The organism is Thermomonas paludicola (assembly GCF_024498955.1).
GTDB classification, from domain to species: domain Bacteria; phylum Pseudomonadota; class Gammaproteobacteria; order Xanthomonadales; family Xanthomonadaceae; genus Thermomonas; species Thermomonas paludicola.
In genome coordinates this window covers 2,640,187-2,658,032 of sequence record NZ_CP093311.1, presented here as the reverse complement: position 1 = coordinate 2,658,032, position 17,846 = coordinate 2,640,187, and the positions used below count along the sequence as shown (strand labels likewise).

The following is a 17,846-nucleotide window of genomic DNA, read 5'->3' as shown; positions in this document are numbered from 1 at the left end:
GCTGCGACCGCGGCTGGGAAGCCCGGCTTCGCTTTCGTGACCTGTTGCACGGCCGGCATCCCCACGCATGGCCTGCGCTGGGGTAGGCTAACTGGATGCCGCATGCATCCGGGGAGATGGCATGAGCTTGTCAGAACTGCAGATCGTGGTGGTCGAAGATCACGGCTTCCAGCGCCGTATCGCAGTGCGCCTGCTCGCCGAGCTGGGCGTTGAGCATGTGCTGGAAGGCGCCGATGGGCTGCTTGCGCTGGCGCTGCTGCGCCAGCAGGGCGCGCCGCCGGACGTGGTGCTGGTGGACTTGGACATGCCGGGCATGGATGGCATCGAATGCATCGGCCTGATCGCGCAGGAGCATTTGGCCCGCGCGGTGGTGGTGGTCAGCGCGCTGGATCCGGCGCTGCTCAACACGGTGCAAACGATGGCGCGCGCCTATGGCCTGCGCGTGCTGGGCAGCGTGGAGAAGCCGCTGACCCGCGACAAGCTGGAAGCGGTGCTGTCGCGCTATGGCGAGAGCGTGGGCGAGGTGCCGGAATCCAGCGAGGCCGATTTCAGTACCGAGGAACTGGCGAACGGCCTGCGCAAGCGGGAAGTGGTGCCGTGGTTCCAGCCGCAGGTGGAGTTCGCCAATGGCAAGGTGGTGGCCGTCGAAGCCCTGGCCCGCTGGGAGCGCAGCGATGGCAGCGTGGTGCGGCCGATGTTGTTCGTGCCGGTGCTGGAGCGCGAGGGGCTGGCCGCTGAATTGACCGAATGCATGCTGGATCAGGGTTGCCAGTGGCTGCAGCACTGGCAGCGCGAGGGCATGCGCCTGAAGCTGTCGGTCAACGTGTCGCCGCTGGCGCTGGCGGATCCGGCGGCGGCGGATCGCTACCAGTCCATCGTGGAAAACCACGGATTGCTGCCGGAGGACGTGGTGCTGGAGATCACCGAAAGTTCGCTGATGACGGATGCCGCGCGCGGGCTGGGCGTACTGGCGCGGCTGCGCTTGAAGGGCTTTGGCCTGTCGATTGATGATTTCGGTACCGGCTATTCCTCGCTGGCGCAGCTTGCCCAGGTGCCGTTCACCGAATTGAAGATCGACAAGGAATTCGTGTTTTCCGCGCACTCGCAGCCGCGCAAGCGCGCGATGGTGGAAGCCAGTCTGGATCTGGCCCGCAAGCTGCATTTGAACACCGTGGCGGAGGGCGTGGAGACCATCGAAGACTGGCAGCTGCTGGCCGAGCTGGGCTGCACCATTGCCCAGGGATGGTTGATCGGGCGTCCGGTGCCAGGCAGCGAACTGCCGGCAGCGGTCGCGCGCTGGCGGCGCCCGGTGCACTGAGCGACCCATGCGCCTGGATCCTGCCCGGCTCGGCATCCGCCACCAGCTGCTGGGCCTGTTTGGCGCCTTCCTGCTGACCGGTTTTCTGGTGCTGGCGATCGACCAGGTCGGTCAGTATTACGCGCAGCGCACGATGGCGGCGATGCAGGACGACGTGCTGGCCGGCATGCGCAACATTCGCCAGTTGTCCAATGCCTACGAACAAGACGTGGTGGACACCACGTTCCGCACCCGCAATTACCTGATCTCCTGGAGCCAGGCGGAGCGCGTGATCGCCCGGGCACAGGCGAATTCGGCGAAGGAATGGGCGGCGCTGCAGGCGATGCCGCTGGACGACGAGAGCCGTGCCTTGTTGCAGCAGGCACTTCTGGTTCGCCCGCGCGCCGACGCAGCGATGGCCAATCTCAGGCAAATCCTGCAGCAACGCGACATCCTGGCGCTGGGCCGGTTCGCCGACCGCGACCTGTATCCATCGGTGGACCCGCTGGTGCAGCGGCTGGAGCGAATCGGTGCGCGGGGCCAGGTTCGCGCGGCAGCGCTGGTGCATGCCGAACAGCTGCGCAACGTGTGGATTGGCAGGCTGCGGGTTGGCCTCTCGCTGCTCTGCCTGGTGCTGGTGGTGATCTTCGGGCGGCGCATCCTGCGCAACGGCTATCGCGGCGTGGAAAGCCTGACCCGGTTGGCGCGCGGCATGGCCCAGCACGATTACACCGCACAGCCGAGTTATCTCCCGCGCGGCGAGTTGGGCGAGGTGATGGACAGCTTTCTGGGCATGCGCGAGCACGTGCGCCGGATCGAAGGCCAGTTGAACGATCAGCTGTCGCGCAACGAGCGCGTGCGGGTTGCGCTGGAGCGTCGCGAGCAGTTCCAGCGGCTGCTGCTGGAAGCGGCGCAGACGGCGATCTTCGCGGTGGATGACGAGGGCGTGTTCTCGCAGGTCAACCCGTTTGCGGAAAAGCTGCTGGGCTGGCCGGCGGGCTCGTTGCTGGGGCGGGAAACGCTGGACACGATCCTCGACCCCGAGGCGCTTGGCGCGCTGGCGCGTGGACTCAGCGAAGCCTACGGGCACACCGTGCTGCCCGACTGGACGGCGCTGCGCGAGCTGGCCCGCCACCGCGAGCCGCCGCGCGAGTTCGCCCTGCGCCACAAGCGTGGGCGCACCCTGCCGGTGTTGCTGGCGCTGTCGGCGATGCGCGACGCCGCCGGGGGCGCCGTCGGCTTGCTGGCGGTGGCCACCGACCTGACCCACCTGAAGCGCCTGGAGCGCGCGCTGCGCGACAGCGAAGCGCGCGCGCGCGAAGCCAACCATGCCAAGAGCGCCTTCCTCGCGGCGATGAGCCACGAGATCCGCACCCCGATGATCGGCGTCACCGGGATGATCGAAGTGCTGGGGCACACCCGGCTGGACGGCGAGCAGCGACGCTCGCTGAACATCATCCAGGCATCGGCGGAAACGCTGCTGCGGATCATCGGCGACATCCTCGACTTCTCCAAGATCGAGGCCGGCAAGATGGAACTTGAGCCGATGCCGACCGCGCTTGCGGACCTGCTGCGCAGCGTGGTGGCCAACTACGCGGGCTCGGCCTCCAGCAAAGGGCTGGCGCTGACCTGCGAGATCGATCCGCAGCTGGCGCCCGCGCACGTTGCAGACCCGGTGCGGTTGCGCCAGGTGATCGGCAATTTCCTGTCGAACGCGATCAAGTTCACCGAGCGCGGCGGCGTGGTCGCGGCGGTGGACGTCGTGCGGCACGACCCCGGCGACGGCGCGCTGGGCAGCGATGCGCTGGTGCTGCGCGTCACCGATACCGGCATCGGCATCAGCGCGCGGGCGCAGGCGCGCCTGTTCCAGCCATTCGCACAAGCGGAGGCGGACACCACCCGCCGTTTCGGCGGCACCGGGCTGGGGCTGGCCATCAGTCGGCGCATCGCCGAATTGATGGGCGGCAGCATCGAAATGGATTCCACCCCGGGCAAGGGCACCAGCATGCGCTTGCAGGTGACGCTGCAGCGCGCGCCGGAAAATGCGCTGCCGGACAGGCTGTCGCCCGGCAAGCAGATGCCCGGCTTCGTGCCGCGCCGGCTGCCGTCGGTGGCCGACGCCGAGCGTGAGCGCAGCCTGGTGCTGCTGGTGGACGATCACGCCACCAACAGGCAGGTGATCCAGCGGCAGTTGGCATTGGCCGGCTATGCCTCGGAGACTGCGGAAGATGGCATGGAAGGGCTGCAGCGCTGGCGCAGCGGGCGCTACGCACTGCTGCTGTCCGACGTGCACATGCCGCGGCTGGATGGCTACCAGTTGGCGCGCGCGATCCGCGAGGAAGAAGGTCGTGCCGGATTGCCGCGCACGCCCATTGTCGCGCTGACCGCTTCGGCGCTGAAGGGTGAGGCGGAGCGCTGCCTGGCGGCCGGCATGGACGATTACCTGACCAAGCCGGTCAGCATCGCCAGCCTCGGCGCCAGCCTGCAGCGCTGGCTGCCGCATACCGCCGGCGACGGCGGCATGTCGGTGGAGGATGGCGCGCTGTTGCAGGTGGCCAACAATGCGCAATCCACGGCAAGTGAAACAGCACCGGAGCTGGGCGGAGGTGTGGATGGTGCCATCCTGGATGAGAACATTCTGGGCCCGCTGACCGGCAACGATCCCGAGCAGACCCGGCTGCTGCTGGAGGATTTCCTGGGGTCCACCCGCAGCGATCTGGCCGAGCTGGAGCATCTGCGCGAGGCCGGCAACCTGCCCGAACTCACGCGCCAGGCGCACAAGATGAAGGGTGCCGCGAAGATCGTCGGCGCCGAGCAGCTGGCCACCGCCGCCGCCGCACTGGAGGCGGCGGGGCGCAGCGGCGACTGGTCGGCGGTCCTGCCACTGGCGACCGACATCCAGACCGCCAGCGCGCGTTTGCTCCAGCACGTTGCCAGACGCTTTCCGGGGTGACCATGGCATGCAGTGCCATGGCGTCGCGTGTACCCTGCCTGCATGCACTGAAATCCACGCCCTGCTGACAAAGGAAGTCCAATGCGCGAACTGATCCTGCTCCGCCACGCCCATGCCGAACCGCCTGCCGCCGGGCAGGACGACCTTGCGCGTGCACTTTCCCCCACCGGGCTGGACGAGGCGCGTGCGGCCGGCGACTGGCTGCGCGAACACGGCCTGAAGCCCGATCGCGTGCTGTGCTCGCCGGCGGCGCGCACGCAACAGACGCTGGCTGCGCTGGGTGATCTTGGCTGCGGCGACGTGCGCGAAGCCGACGCGATCTACGAAGCCAGCCCGGGCACGTTGGCCGAGCTGGCGGACGCGCATCACGATGCGCGGCGCCTGCTGCTGGTCGGCCACAATCCCGGCCTGGAGCAGCTGGCCGCGCTGCTGCACAGCGGGCAGTCCGGCGACTACCGAGGCATGCCGCCGGCAGCGATCGCGGTGCTGACTTTTGCGGAGGCGGCGGCCATCGAACCCGGCGCAGCGAGCCTGTCCCAGTTCTGGTGGCCGTGAAGCGATGAAGCGCCACGCCCCCGGCCATTGGCTGGCGGGATTGCTCGCCCTGCTGCTCAGCGGCTGCGCCACCTTGTCGCCGCAGCAGCGCGACGTCGCCGAACACATCGCGCACGGCGCGCGCAGCGCGCAGGTGGATTGCAGACGCGCCGATGCCTGCGGCCTGCCTTCACCGGTCCTGGCGATGGCACGACAGGCGCTGGCCGATTCCACGCCCGCCGCGCCGCGCCACCGCGCCCTGATTCTGGATGACGCGCCGGATGCCTTGCTGCTGCGCATCCATTTGATCCGCAGCGCACAGCGCAGCATCGAGCTGCAGACTTACATCTTCGATGAAGACGATGCCGCCCAGCTGGTGCTGGACGAGCTGCAGGCTGCCGCGTTTCGCGGCGTGAAGGTGCGCATCCTGGTGGATCAGCTGGCGGCGCTGCGCAAGGTGGAGACGCTGGCGGCGCTGTCGTCGCTGCACGCCAACCTGGACCTGCGCGTGTACAACCCGGTGCTGGATCGCGCGCGCCTGTCGCTGCCCATGTATGCGGTGGCCGCCGCCTGCTGCTGGCGCCAGCTCAATCGGCGCATGCACAACAAGCTGCTGCTGATCGACGGTGAAGTCGGCATCACCGGAGGCCGCAACTACCAGGACGACTATTACGACTGGGGTGACGACTACAACTTCCATGACCGCGACCTGCTGCTGGCAGGCCCGGCAGTGGCCGGCATGGAGCTGAATTTCAATGCCTTCTGGGACTCCACGCGCAGCGTGCCGGCCGAGCGCCTGGGCGACGTTGCCCGCTACCTGCGCATGCACGGCCCGCCGCCGCCGCCGCATCATCCCTTCCGCAAGCCCGAGCGCGTGCGCGCGCTGCTGGCCGACGTCGCCAATGACGATGTGCTGCGCGAGCGGTTCGTCACGCCGGCGATGGCGGTGGACAACGTCGCGTTCATCGCGGATCTGCCGCAGAAGCATCGACGCGACACGGACTCGGCAGAGTCCGGGGGCGCCGCCGGCAAACGCTTGCTGGGCCTGATCGAGGGCGCCCGCCAGAGCGTGCTGCTGCAAACGCCCTATCTGGTGTTGTCGAAGCCGGCCCAGCGCCTGTTCCGCAGCCTGCACCACCAGCCACAGCCGCCGCGCGTGCAGGTGTCCACCAACAGCCTGGCGGCGACCGATGCCTTCATCGCCTATGCGATGTCCTACAAATACAAGCGCCGCTACCTGCGTGACTTCGGTTTCGAAATCCACGAATTCAAACCGTTTCCCGCCGACGCCCCCTTCGAACTGGGCGCGACCGGCGCCGGCTGGGATGACGATGCGGCAAGCGATGTCGATGCAGGCGGCAGCCCGGCCGAGGTGCCCATGTCCCTGCGTGAGCGGCGGCTGGCCAAGCGCGGCCTGCGCAGCGAACCGGTCAGCGAAGCGGGGCGGCTATCGCCGTTCGCTTCCTCCGGCGGCCTGCCGGTGCGGCTCAAGCGCGCCGGCATGCGCCTGGGCCTGCACGCCAAGTCATTGGTGGTGGACGATCGGGTGGGCGTGGTCGGCACCCACAACTTCGATCCGCGCGGCGACACCCTGAACACCGAAAGCGCGGTGGTGATCGAGGACCCGGCGTTCGCCCGTGCGCTGGCAGCCAGCATTCGTCATGACATGGCCCCCGGGAATGCCTGGGTCATCGGCCGCCGCGATGACTCCCCCATTCTCGCTGGCGTCGAATTCACCTTGGCGCGGATGTCCGAGCGCATGCCGCTGTTCGACCTGTGGCCCTACAAATACGCCACCAGCTACGACTACGTGCCGGGGCCCGGCTGCCCGCCCACGGACGCGCCGCAGTCGCCTTTTGCGCCGGAGTTCCGCCGCTGCAACCAGCCGGTGGGCGATTTTCCGGAGGTGGATATCGGCCTGAAGTGGCTGGGCGTGCGCGTGTTCACCGCGTTCGGCGCGGGGCTGTCGCCGATCCTGTGATTCCGGGAGGTGCGTGAAGGCCCGCCACGCATTGACGCGTGCCGCGGGCAGTTCTAGTCTGCGGTTCTTTCATTCTGCCGCAGACCCGCCATGCCGATCACTTTGAACTTCGAGCTCAACGACCACGATCTTGCCCATTTCGAGGCGGCCGCGGAGCGTTCCCGCAAGGCGGCGGAAGGCAAGAGCAGCGAGGACATCATCGCTGCCGCAGTCAGCCTGCTGGGAGATGCGCAGCGCACCCACATCCCGGATTTCATCAAGGCGCGCCTGCTGCACCTGGACGACATGATCGCGATGGTGCGCGACGCAGGTTGGCAGCTGCCTGCCGAAGACCGGCGGCGGGTGCTGTCGGCGCTGGCCTATTTCGCTGATCCGGCCGACATCATCCCGGACGACGTGCAGGTGCTTGGCTTCCTCGATGACGCGGTGATGATCGAGCTGGCCTCGCGCGATCTCAAGCACGAGCTGGACGCCTACGACGATTTCTGCGAATTCCGTGCGCGCGAAGCAGAGCGGCGCGGCGTGGATCCGACCTCGCTGGGACGCGTCGATTGGCTGGACAGCCGCCGCCAGGAGCTGCAAGAGCGCATGCATCAGCGCCGCGAGCGCGACTTCGGCACCGGTTATGGCCGCAGCAGTGGTTATGCAAGCGGTCGCCAATCGTATGTCCGCGCCTGGCGCCCGGGAGTGTTCTCGATTGGTTGAGATCGCGGCGCGGCAATCGACATTCGCCTGGCCGCAGGGCGTCACCCTGGCGACCTTGAACGCCCGCTCTGCCGGCACGCTGATGGAAGCGCTCGGCATCGTGTTCACCGAGCTGGGCGATGGCTACCTGCGCGCCACCATGCCCGTCGAAGCGCGGACCCACCAGCCCTACGGTTTGCTGCACGGTGGCGCGTCGGTGGCGCTGGCGGAAACCCTGGGCAGCAGTGCCGGTGCGCTCATGGCGGACGGCAACGCGGTGGTGGGCCTGGAGATCAACGCCAACCACCTGCGCGCGGTGCGCAGCGGCACCGTCACCGGTACCACGCGCCCGGTGCACATTGGCCGCAGCACGCAGGTGTGGGAAATCCATATCGAGGACGAGGCGGGCCGGCCGGTCTGCATCAGCCGAATCACCTTGGCCGTGTTGCCGAATCCGCCGGCCTGACGGCCGCCACTCCTCGCTTTGTTCGCCACGGTTTCGGGATGTCTTTCAGGCTGAGCGCTCGCATCGCAATCACCAAGGTTTTCCCATGAGCCCGACGCCCCCCGCCGTCGAACCCCTGTTGCGCACGCTGCGCTACGCGTGGCGCGTGCCGCTGCTGCTCTGGCATGTGCTGCTGCACTTGCCGATCCTGCTGCTGCTGATGGCGGTTGGAGGACGGATTGCGCACGCTGCGGTGCGTCTGTGGGCGGGCGCGCTGCTGTGGATCTTCGGCATGCGCGTGCGCTGCGAAGGCGTGCCGCTGGCCGGCGGCACCCTGTTCGTCGCCAACCACGTCAGCTGGGTGGACATCATCGCGCTGGATTCCCAGCACATGATGGGCTTCATCGCCAAATCCGAAATCCGCACGTGGCCGGTGATTGGCTGGATCGTGGTGCAGGCGGACACCATTTTCCTGCAGCGCGGCAACGGCAATTCGCTGGAGCTGGTGATGGCCGAGATGGCGCAGCGCCTGCGCGCCGGCCGCGCGGTGGCGGCGTTCCCCGAAGGCGGCACGCGCAACGGCCGCGAGCTGGGCGCGTTCCATGCGCGCATCTTCACCGCGGCGGTGGCGGCGGATGCGCCGGTGCAGCCGGTGGCGCTGTGCTACGGCGCACGCAGCGAGGCACAGCCGATCATCGCGTTTGCGCCGGGCGAGCATTTCCTCGGCAACTTCGTGCGCCTGCTGGGCGAGCCGGCGCGTCCGGTGCGCGTGTGCTTTCTGCCGCCCATCCAGCCCGGCGACCACGGCGGGCGGCGCGGCATCGCGCAGACCGCGCGCGAACGCGTGGCGCAGGCGATGACGCAGGCGTGACGCACTGCGCATGAGCCTGGAAACCTCCACTTTCCAAGCCCCGGGGTGGTTGCGCAATCCGCATCTGCAATCGGTGCTGGCCTCCAGCCCGCTGCGCGGCGCCCGCGCCAACCTGCGCTTGCGGCAGGCCGGCGCACGCCACCAAACGCTGATCGTGGACGCCGGCAACGGCGTGCGCCTGCAGGGCGTGGCCAGCCTGCCCGCCGCAGGCGATCCGCGCGGGCTGGTGTTGCTGTTGCACGGCTGGGAAGGCAGCACCGATTCCAGCTACATGCGGCTCACCGCAGCGCATTTGCTGCACGCGGGGCTGGCGGTGTTTCGCCTGAACTTCCGCGATCACGGCGGCAGCCATCATCTCAACCAGGGCGTGTTCCATTCCAACCGGCTCGACGAAGTGGTCGCTGCGGCCTGCGATGTCGCCCGCCGCTGGCCGGCGCTGCCGTTGCATGCCGCCGGGTTTTCATTGGGGGGCAACTTCGCCCTGCGCCTGGCCCTGCGCGCGCCGGCTGCGGGGCTGTCGCTGCGGCGGGTGGCAGCGGTTTGCCCGCTGCTGGACCCGGCGCTGGCGATGGACGCAATGGAGGCCGGGCCGGCGTTCTACATGCGCTATTTCGAGCACAAATGGCGGCGCTCGCTGGCGCGCAAGCGCGCCCTGTTTCCGCAGGCGCATGTCTTCGGAAACGATGTGCTGCGACTGCGAATGCGCGCGTTGACCGCGTGGATGGTCGAGCGTTACACCGATTTCCCCGATCTGGATGCCTACTTCGACGGCTATTCGGTGGCGGGCGATCGCCTGCGCGCGCTGCAGATTCCGGCTGACGTGCTGATGGCGGCGGATGACCCGGTGATCCCGCTGCACGATTTCACCCGCATCGCCGATTTTCCGAACATCACGCTGGAGCTGGCGCAGCACGGTGGTCACTGCGGCTTCATCGAAGGCGCATCGCTGGATGGCTATGCCGAGCGCTGGGTGCTGCAACGGCTGCTCGCCAGCGATGTAAGCAGGCGGGCGCCGGAGTACATTCCACGCTGAACCCAGGCATGTCCAGCGACCTGCCAACCATTCCAGGTATTCCAGGGAGAACCCCCCCATGCATATCCGCAGCAACAGCTTCGAACACCGGCAAGCGATTCCGGCCGACTTTGCATTGGGCGCGCGCGCGGGTCAGGGCGGCCTTGGCGGCAACCGCAACCCGCACCTGGCGTGGAGCGAGGTGCCGGAGGGCACGCGTTCGTTCGCGCTGCTGTGCATCGACACCGACGCGCCCACCGACGGCGCGCTGGTCGCGGATGCGGCAACGCCCATCGCGGTGGATCATCCGCGCGGGGATTTCGTGCATTGGGTGGTGGCCGATATTCCCGCCGAGGTGCGCGAGATCGCGGCCGGCAGCTGCAGCGACGGCCTGGTTGCGAAGGGCAAGCCCGCGACCGGGCGCGATGCCGGCGGCGCGCGCGGCCTCAACGACTACACCGGCTGGTTTGCCGGCGATGCGGCGATGGGCGGCCAGTACTTCGGCTACGACGGCCCGTATCCGCCCGCGCATGACCTGCGCACGCACCGCTACTTTTTCCGCGTGTTTGCGCTGGACGCGGCAACGCTGGCGCTGCCACAGGCATTCACCGCCGCCGACGTGCTGCGCGGCATGCAGGGGCATGTGCTGGCCGAAGCCAGCCTGTACGGCACCTACAGCCTCAATCACTGAGCTGCGGGCGCGGGTCTTGCGGCGTTGCCGGGCCGGCAGCGCCGCTGCGCGACTTACAGGATGTAGCGGCTCAGGTCCGGGTCCTGCGCCAAGTCACCCAGCTGGGCATCCACGTAAGCACGATCGATCGTGATGCTGCCGCCCTTGTCGGGGGCATCGAAGCTCAGCGATTCCAGCAGCCGCTCCAGCACCGTGTGCAGCCGGCGGGCGCCGATGTTTTCCTGGCGCTCGTTGACGTGCGCGGCGATCTCGGCCAGCCGCTCCACCGCCTCCGCGGCGAACGTGAGCTGCAGCCCTTCGGTGGCCATCAGTTCCACGTATTGCCTGGTCAACGCCGCCTTGGGTTCGGTCAGGATGCGCACGAAGTCGTCCTTGCCGAGCGCGCCCAGCTCGACGCGGATCGGGAAGCGGCCCTGCATCTCCGGGATCAGGTCGGACGGCTTGGCGAGGTGGAACGCGCCGCTGGCGATGAACAGGATGTGGTCGGTCTTCACCGAGCCGTACTTGGTGCTGACCGTGCTGCCCTCCACCAGCGGCAGCAGGTCGCGCTGCACGCCTTCGCGGCTGACGTCGGCGCCCATGCCTTCACTGCGCTTGGCGACCTTGTCGATCTCGTCGATGAACACGATGCCGTGCTGCTCGCAGGCCTCGATCGCGGCGTCGCGCACGTCGTCCTCGTTGACCAGCTTGCCCGCTTCCTCCTCGATCAGCAGCGGCCGCGCAGCACGGATGGTCATCGTCTTCTTGTGGGTCTTGCTGCCGGAAACCTGCGAAAACATCTGGCGCAATTGCTGGCCCATTTCCTCCATGCCCGGCGGGGCCATGATGTCCACGCCGATGTTCATGCTGAGGTCGAGCTCGATCTCGCGTTCATCCAGCGTGCCGGCGCGCAGTTGCTTGCGCAGCTTCTGGCGCGTGCCGGATTCCTGCGACGACGGCTCTGCGCCAATATCCACGGTGGTCGTTGCGTTGGCATTGAAGCCGAAGCCCGGCGCGGCCTCGCGCTTCGGCAGCAGGGCGTCGAGGATGCGCTCTTCGGCGCGCTCTTCGGCCTGGGTGCGCACCCGCTGCTTGGCCTGCGCGCGATAGAGCTTCACCGCGGTGTCAGCGAGGTCGCGGATGATCTGCTCGACGTCCTTGCCCACGTAACCGACCTCGGTGAAGCGGGTGGCTTCCACCTTCACGAACGGCGCATTGGCCAGCGTCGCCAGCCGGCGCGCGATCTCGGTCTTGCCCACGCCGGTCGGGCCGATCATCAGGATGTTCTTCGGCATCACCTCGTTGCGCAGCTCGGGTGCCAGCTGCGCGCGCCGCCAGCGGTTGCGCAGGGCGATGGCCACCGCGCGCTTTGCCGCGTGCTGGCCGATGATGTGGCGGTCGAGCTCGGCGACGATCTCGCGCGGAGTCATGGAAGATGAATCTGTCATGTCGTATTTCCTGGAGGCGGCGTGTTCTAAAGCTGCTCCACCACGATGTTGCGGTTGGTGTAGATGCAGATGTCGCCGGCGATGCCCAGCGCCTCGCTGGCGATGGTCTTGGCGTCCAGCCCGGTGTGCGCCAGCAGTGCGCGTGCGGCGGACAGCGCGTACATGCCGCCGGAGCCGATCGCGATCAGGCCGTCTTCCGGTTCGATCACGTCGCCGGTGCCGCTGATGATCAGCGAGGTGTCGGCATCGGCCACCGCCAGCAGCGCCTCGAGTTTTCCGAAGCGGCGCTCGGTGCGCCAGTCCTTGGCCATTTCCACCGCGGCGCGGGTCAGTTGGCCGTGCTTTTCCAGCTTGGCTTCGAACAGCTCGAACAGGGTGAAGGCATCGGCCGCCGCGCCGGCGAAACCGGCCAGGATGCGGCCATCCCTGCCCAGCCGGCGCACCTTGCGCGCATTGGCCTTCATCACCGTGTGGCCAAGCGTGACCTGGCCGTCGCCGGCAATCACCACCTGGCCGTTGCGGCGCACCGAGACGATGGTGGTGGCGTGGAATACGTGGGGGTTCTGGCTGGGATCCATCGGTTTCTCCTTCGAGTGTCCGATGTGGGGTCCGTGCATCGTGGGTTCAAGCGGGCGCCCGGGGCGCCATCGGACGCCGTTGCAAACCAATTCAGCGCTTGCGCTTCGCCCGCGGATGCGCGGCATCGTACACCTTCGCAAGATGCTGGAAATCCAGGTGCGTGTAGATCTGGGTGGTGCCGATATCGGCGTGCCCCAGCAGCTCCTGCACGCCGCGCAGGTCGCCGGAGGATTCCAGCAGGTGGCTGGCGAAGCTGTGCCGCAGCAGATGCGGATGAATGCGCTTGAACACGCCCTGCCGCTGCGCCAGCGTCTTCAACCGCAGTTGGATGGCGCGCGCGCTGATCTGTTTGCCGGCGCGCCCGGGAAACGTGAAGCCACCTGCGCCGCCGCCACTCTCCGCACGCCATGCCAGCAGCGCAGTGCGTGCATGCGAGCCTACCGGCACGATGCGCTGCTTGCTGCCCTTGCCGAGCACGGTGACCAGGCCTTGCTCGAAGTCGAGGTCCTGCCAGCGCAGGCCGCACACTTCCGACAGGCGCAGGCCAGAGGAATAGAACAGCTCGATCAGCGCGCGGTCGCGCAGGCCCAGCGGTGCGCCGGTGGGCAGTTCCACCAGTTGCACCGCTTCATCCACGTCCAGCACCTGCGGCAATTTGCGCGGCGCTTTCGGTGCGCGCACGCCCTGTGCGGGATTGGCGCCGATCCGGCCCTGTTTCAACAGCCAGCGGTACAGGCTGCGGCAGGCGGAGAGGCGGCGTTGCAATGATGTCGGCGACAGGCCGCGACGATGTTCCGCGGCAATGAACGCGCGCAGGTCGTCTGCATGCAGTGCAAGCAGGTCGCGGTCGTTGGCGTTGAGCCAGGCAGCCAGCGCGGCAAGGTCGCGACGGTAGGCATCCAGCGTGTGCGCGGAGCTTTGCCGTTCGATGTGAAGATGCGCGAGGAAGTCGTCAATCGCGCTCATGCTGCATCTCCTTCACCCCGGCCGCGACATGACCTGCGCCCGCGGTGCGCAGGCGCAAGGATCAATCGAACCGCCGCAGCGCCGCCGCCAGTGCGTCGCCCATCATGCGCAGGAACAGCGAGCCCATGCCCGGGAAGAAGCGATTGGGGTCGAAGCTGCCCACCGCCACCAACCCGACGTGCGGCAGCACCAGCAGCGCGGAACTTTGCACGTCTTCGGCGCGAAGTCCGTACAGCAGCGCATTCTTGTCCGGGTGCAGGCGTCCACACACCGGCTCGCCCTGCGCCAGCAGGTCGTGGAAGCCGGCCAGGCTGGGGCTGTCGCTGGCGATGACTTGCAGCCAATCGGCCTCGTCCAGGCCCGCATAGGGCTGGAACGTAACGATGCGCACCAGGTCGCCGTGGAAATCCTCGGCCATCGCCGCCGCCATCGCGCGCAGGGTGTCGGCCGCGCTGGTCTGCCGCATCAGCGCCAGGGTCAGCTGGTGCGTGCGCATCGCCAGCCGCTCGTTTTCCTGCGCGTTGCCGAACAGTTCATGCAGGCGGCGGGTCAATTCGCGGTTCTTGTCGCGCAGCACCTCCAGCTGATAGCTGGCCAGCGATGCGGCCGGGCCGCTTTCACGCGGGATGACCAGACTCAGCGCAAGGTCGGGGAATTGCAGCAGGAACGTGGGGTGCCGGCGCAGCCATGCGGCGACCTCATGCGAGCCCAGTTTTTCGGTGATGCCGTCGAATCCAGTCGTCACATCCTGCTCCTAGATAACCATGATCCCTTCGAACACGAATGCGGCCGGGCCGCCCATGAACAGCGTGTCGGCGGCGGTGTCGTGACGGATGCGCAGGCTGCCGCCGGGCAATTGCACGCCGACATCCGCATCTGCCAGCACGCGCCCGCGCCGCGCCAGGACGGCCACCGCCGCGCAGGCGCCACTGCCGCAGGCGAGGGTTTCGCCCACGCCGCGCTCGAACACGCGCAGGCGAATGTGCTCGGGTGCCAACACCTGCGCGAAGCCGACGTTGACCGATTGCGGAAACGTCGCGCTGGCTTGCAGCAGCGAACCGATGCGGGCGACCTCGGCGGCGTCCACGTCGGCGACCTCGATCACCGCGTGCGGGTTGCCCAGCGACACCGCGCCGAAGTGGAGGGTTTCACCGTCGATCTGCAGCGCGTAGTCATCGCGTTCGTCATCGACGCCGGCCAGCGGCACGTCGGCCGGCGCGAAACGCGGTGCGCCCATGTCGATGACGAAGCCGCCCTCGCCGTCGCGCGTCACCGGATGCACGCCGGCGGGGCTTTCGATGGCGAACGCCCCGTCCGTCGGGGCGGCGCCGTCGCGCACCAGCCAGGCGGCGATGCAACGCGCGCCGTTGCCGCACTGGCCGGAGGCGGAGCCGTCGGCGTTCCAGATGCGGTAGGCGGCCACGGCGCCCGCGCTGCGCGGTGCTTCGACGGTCAGGATCTGGTCGCAACCCACGCCGAAGTGGCGGTCGGCCAGCCGCGAGCACACCGGCGGCAACGGCGGCGGATTGCCGTCGCGCAGGTCCAGCACGATGAAGTCGTTGCCGGCGCCGTGCATCTTCGAAAAATGCATCGCTGCGCGGCTCAATCTTGCTTGGCGGGCGCGTCGGCGGCAGCGGGCTGCGAGGCGGCCGGTGCGTCGGCGGGCGGTGCGTCGGGCAGCACCAGCGGCCCCTTGTTGCCACAGGCAGTCAGCAGGCAGAGCAGCAGCGACAGGAAGGCAATGCGCTTGGTCATCCGGCAAGTGTACCCAGCACCCGGCTCACTGTCGCGGTTCCGGGCGCCGCCACAGCCAGACCGACACCAGCGCCATGGTGGCGATGCCGATGGCCGCCATCCACCAGCGCGGCGCGAAGATCGCCATCGACACCGAGGACACCGACATCATCGCAATGGCCAGCCGCTTGGCCTGCCGCGACACGGTGCCGTTCTGTTCCCAGTCGAGGATCGCGCGGCCGAATTTCGGGTGCGCCAGCAGCCAGCCGCGCAGGCGGTCCGATCCGCGCGAGGCGGCGAACGCCGAGAGCAGAATGAACGGCACCGTCGGCATCACCGGCAGGAACGCGCCGATGATGCCGAGGATCAGGCTGGTCCAGGCCAGCAGCGCCCACAGGTGGCGGGTCATGGGGTGCGCGTGCCTTGCGTTTTGGTGGCAGGGGAGCGGAGGTTAGTCGACGCCCAGCCGATCCAGCATGAACGCGTACATTTCCGCCTGCTCGCGGTAGCGGCGGAAGCGGCCGGACTTGCCGCCGTGGCCGGCTTCCATGTTGGTGCGGAACACCACCGGCTCGGACGACGTGTTGAGGTCGCGCAGCCGCGCCACGTACTTGGCCGGCTCCCAGTACTGCACCTGCGAATCCCACAGCCCGGTGCCGACGAACATCGCCGGATACGCCTTGGCTTCCAGGTTGTCGTAGGGCGAGTAGGTGACGATGTAGTCGTAGAACGGCTTCTGTTCCGGGTTGCCCCACTCGTCGTATTCGTTGGTGGTCAGCGGGATGGTCGGGTCGAGCATGGTCGTCACCACGTCCACGAACGGCACCTGCGACAGGATCACCCGGTATTTCTCCGGCGCCATGTTCGCAATGGCGCCCATCAGCAGCCCGCCGGCGCTGCCGCCGTGCGCGGCCACGCGGTCGGGTGCGGCGTAGCCTTCCTGCACCAGGAAATCGGTGACGTCGATGAAGTCGGTGAAGGTGTTCTTCTTGTGCAGCAGCTTGCCGTCTTCGTACCACTTGCGGCCCATCTCCTGGCCGCCGCGGATGTGGGCGATGGCATAGGCCATGCCGCGATCCAGCAGGCTGACCGCGGTGACCGAGAAGCCCGGATCCATCGACAGGCCGTAGCTGCCGTAGGCGTACTGCAGCAGCGCGGCCGTGCCGTTCTTCTGGAAGCCCTTCCGGTAGACGATGGAGACGGGAATCTTGGTGCCGTCGCGGGCGGTGGCCCACAGCCGCTCGGTGACGTAGTGGGCAGGGTCATAGCCGCCCAGCACCGGCTGGCGCTTGAGCAGGCGACGCTCGCCGGTGGCCACGCTCAATTCGTACACGGTGGCCGGGGTGGTCATCGAGGTGTAGCTGTAGCGCAGCCAGTCGGAATTCGCTTCGGTATTGGCGTCCAGTCCCATCGAATACGCCGGCTCGTCGGCGTGCACGAATGCGTCGCTGCCATCGGCCTTGATGATGCGCACGCGTTCCAGGCCGCCGGAGCGTTCGGCAATCGCGGTGAAGCCGTCGAACAACTCGAAGCCTTCGATGAATACATCGTCACGGTGCGCGACCCAGTCCGTCCAGTCCTTGCGTGCCGTTGCGCCATCGGCGGCGGTGACCAGCTTGAAGTTGGTCGCCTGGCCATCATTGGTGCGGATCACCCAGCGCCCGCCGAAGTGGTCGGCGTCGTACTCCACGTCGCGCGCGCGCGGCGCCAGCACGGTGAACTCGCGCGGGTCGCTGGCCGGCGCGTAGCGCAGTTCGTCGGACACCGTGCTGCTCACCCCGATGACGATGTACTTCTCGTCGCGGGTACGGTCGATGCCCATGTAGAAGCTGTCGTCCTGTTCCTCGTACACCACCGGATCGTCCTTCGGGTCGGTGCCCAGCACATGCTTCTTCACCCGCACCGTCAGCAGCGTTTCCGGGTCGTTCTCGACGTAGAACAGGGTCTTGTTGTCGTCGGCCCAGACCAGGTTGGCCGAGACGCCGGCAATGGATTCCGGGTAGGCCTCGCCAGTGGCGAGGTTGCGGAAGCGGATGGTGTACTGGCGACGGCCGTTGCTGTCGTCGGCATAGGCCAGGATCGCGTTGTCCTGGGTGACCTCGAAGTCGCCGACGCTGTAATAGTCCTTGCCCGCGGCCAGCGCGTTGACATCCAGCAGCACGTCTTCGCCGGCGAAGTCGCCCGCCGCGTTGGCCTGCTGGATCGACAGCGCGTCGATCCCCGGTGCGTCCTTGCGGCGCGCGTGGATCGGGTAGTCCTTGCCGGTCTCGAAGCGCGAGTAGTACCAGTAGCCGCGCTCGCGTGACGGCACGCTGGCATCGTCCTGCTTGATGCGCGCCACGATCTCGTCGTACAGCGTGTCCTGCACCGGCTTCAGCGGCGCCAGCAGTGCGTCGGCATAGGCATTTTCGGCATCGAGGTAGCCAAGTACCTCGGGATTGCTGCGCGCGTCGTCGCGCAGCCAGTAGTACTCGTCCTGGCGTTCGGCGCCGAACGGCGCCTTCACCACGTGCGGCTTCTGGTCCGCGTCGGGCGGCGTGGGCGGGGTCTGGGCGGAAGCGAAGCTGCTCATGAGGAAGAGACCGGCGATCAGGACGTGGGAGTTCATGGATGGGGCTCCGCGCGGCGGATTGCAACGCTCTGCTCGTCATCCCCGCGAAAGCGGGGATCCA

Annotated in this window: 17 protein-coding genes; 9 read left to right on the top strand and 8 right to left on the bottom strand. The window is 68.0% G+C overall.

Going from position 1 to position 17,846, the window contains the following annotated elements; translation table 11 throughout:
- The first annotated feature begins 121 nt into the window (after nucleotides 1-121).
- From LIW09_RS12430 to LIW09_RS12390, 9 genes are all read left to right on the top strand, one after another.
- Nucleotides 122-1,318, top strand: coding sequence for an EAL domain-containing response regulator (locus LIW09_RS12430; RefSeq protein WP_256645912.1), 1,197 nt, complete (start codon nucleotides 122-124; stop codon nucleotides 1,316-1,318).
- Nucleotides 1,319-1,325: 7 nt separating this feature from the next.
- Complete coding sequence (locus LIW09_RS12425; RefSeq protein WP_256645911.1) at nucleotides 1,326-4,250, top strand: ATP-binding protein; 2,925 nt, start codon at nucleotides 1,326-1,328, stop codon at nucleotides 4,248-4,250.
- Between the two features lie 81 nt (nucleotides 4,251-4,331).
- A complete protein-coding gene (locus LIW09_RS12420; RefSeq protein ID WP_256645910.1) occupies nucleotides 4,332-4,805 on the top strand; it encodes a SixA phosphatase family protein in 474 nt (157 codons plus the stop codon).
- Between the two features lie 4 nt (nucleotides 4,806-4,809).
- The gene (locus tag LIW09_RS12415; RefSeq protein ID WP_256645909.1) at nucleotides 4,810-6,765 is read left to right on the top strand and encodes a phospholipase D family protein; all 1,956 of its coding nucleotides are present in this window, start codon (nucleotides 4,810-4,812) and stop codon (nucleotides 6,763-6,765) included.
- Nucleotides 6,766-6,855: 90 nt separating this feature from the next.
- Complete coding sequence (locus tag LIW09_RS12410) at nucleotides 6,856-7,470, top strand: YkvA family protein (protein ID WP_256645908.1); 615 nt, start codon at nucleotides 6,856-6,858, stop codon at nucleotides 7,468-7,470.
- A gap of 82 nt (nucleotides 7,471-7,552) precedes the next feature.
- Entirely contained in the window at nucleotides 7,553-7,915 is a 363-nt protein-coding gene (locus LIW09_RS12405; RefSeq protein ID WP_256647244.1) for a hotdog fold thioesterase, read from the top strand.
- An 85-nt stretch (nucleotides 7,916-8,000) separates the two neighbouring features.
- Nucleotides 8,001-8,765, top strand: a complete 765-nt coding sequence (locus tag LIW09_RS12400; protein ID WP_256645907.1) for a lysophospholipid acyltransferase family protein — start codon at nucleotides 8,001-8,003, stop codon at nucleotides 8,763-8,765.
- Nucleotides 8,766-8,775: 10 nt separating this feature from the next.
- Nucleotides 8,776-9,798: a YheT family hydrolase gene (locus LIW09_RS12395; RefSeq protein ID WP_256645906.1), complete on the top strand. Its 1,023-nt coding sequence runs from the start codon at nucleotides 8,776-8,778 to the stop codon at nucleotides 9,796-9,798.
- A 58-nt stretch (nucleotides 9,799-9,856) separates the two neighbouring features.
- The gene (locus tag LIW09_RS12390; RefSeq protein ID WP_256645905.1) at nucleotides 9,857-10,468 is read left to right on the top strand and encodes a YbhB/YbcL family Raf kinase inhibitor-like protein; all 612 of its coding nucleotides are present in this window, start codon (nucleotides 9,857-9,859) and stop codon (nucleotides 10,466-10,468) included.
- A 53-nt stretch (nucleotides 10,469-10,521) separates the two neighbouring features.
- On the opposite strand, the gene hslU is transcribed toward LIW09_RS12390, so the two are convergent.
- From hslU to LIW09_RS12350, 8 genes are all read right to left on the bottom strand, one after another.
- On the bottom strand, nucleotides 10,522-11,895 hold the full coding sequence (gene hslU, locus LIW09_RS12385) for an ATP-dependent protease ATPase subunit HslU (protein WP_256645904.1): 1,374 nt from the start codon (nucleotides 11,893-11,895) through the stop codon (nucleotides 10,522-10,524).
- Nucleotides 11,896-11,921: 26 nt separating this feature from the next.
- Complete coding sequence (gene hslV / locus LIW09_RS12380) at nucleotides 11,922-12,473, bottom strand: ATP-dependent protease subunit HslV (protein ID WP_256645903.1); 552 nt, start codon at nucleotides 12,471-12,473, stop codon at nucleotides 11,922-11,924.
- Between the two features lie 91 nt (nucleotides 12,474-12,564).
- On the bottom strand, nucleotides 12,565-13,440 hold the full coding sequence (xerC, locus tag LIW09_RS12375; RefSeq protein ID WP_256645902.1) for a tyrosine recombinase XerC: 876 nt from the start codon (nucleotides 13,438-13,440) through the stop codon (nucleotides 12,565-12,567).
- 61 nt (nucleotides 13,441-13,501) lie between these two features.
- The gene (locus LIW09_RS12370; RefSeq protein WP_256645901.1) at nucleotides 13,502-14,185 is read right to left on the bottom strand and encodes a DUF484 family protein; all 684 of its coding nucleotides are present in this window, start codon (nucleotides 14,183-14,185) and stop codon (nucleotides 13,502-13,504) included.
- A gap of 9 nt (nucleotides 14,186-14,194) precedes the next feature.
- Nucleotides 14,195-15,031 carry a diaminopimelate epimerase gene (gene dapF, locus LIW09_RS12365; RefSeq protein WP_256645900.1) on the bottom strand — a complete coding sequence of 279 codons (837 nt, stop codon included), beginning with the start codon at nucleotides 15,029-15,031 and terminating at the stop codon, nucleotides 14,195-14,197.
- An 11-nt stretch (nucleotides 15,032-15,042) separates the two neighbouring features.
- Nucleotides 15,043-15,195, bottom strand: coding sequence for an LPS translocon maturation chaperone LptM (gene lptM / locus LIW09_RS12360; protein WP_256645899.1), 153 nt, complete (start codon nucleotides 15,193-15,195; stop codon nucleotides 15,043-15,045).
- Between the two features lie 25 nt (nucleotides 15,196-15,220).
- Nucleotides 15,221-15,583 (bottom strand): YbaN family protein, encoded by a 363-nt coding sequence (locus tag LIW09_RS12355; protein WP_187569113.1) that lies wholly within the window; start codon nucleotides 15,581-15,583, stop codon nucleotides 15,221-15,223.
- A gap of 42 nt (nucleotides 15,584-15,625) precedes the next feature.
- The gene (locus LIW09_RS12350; protein WP_425507893.1) at nucleotides 15,626-17,782 is read right to left on the bottom strand and encodes a S9 family peptidase; all 2,157 of its coding nucleotides are present in this window, start codon (nucleotides 17,780-17,782) and stop codon (nucleotides 15,626-15,628) included.
- Nucleotides 17,783-17,846 lie beyond the last annotated feature (64 nt).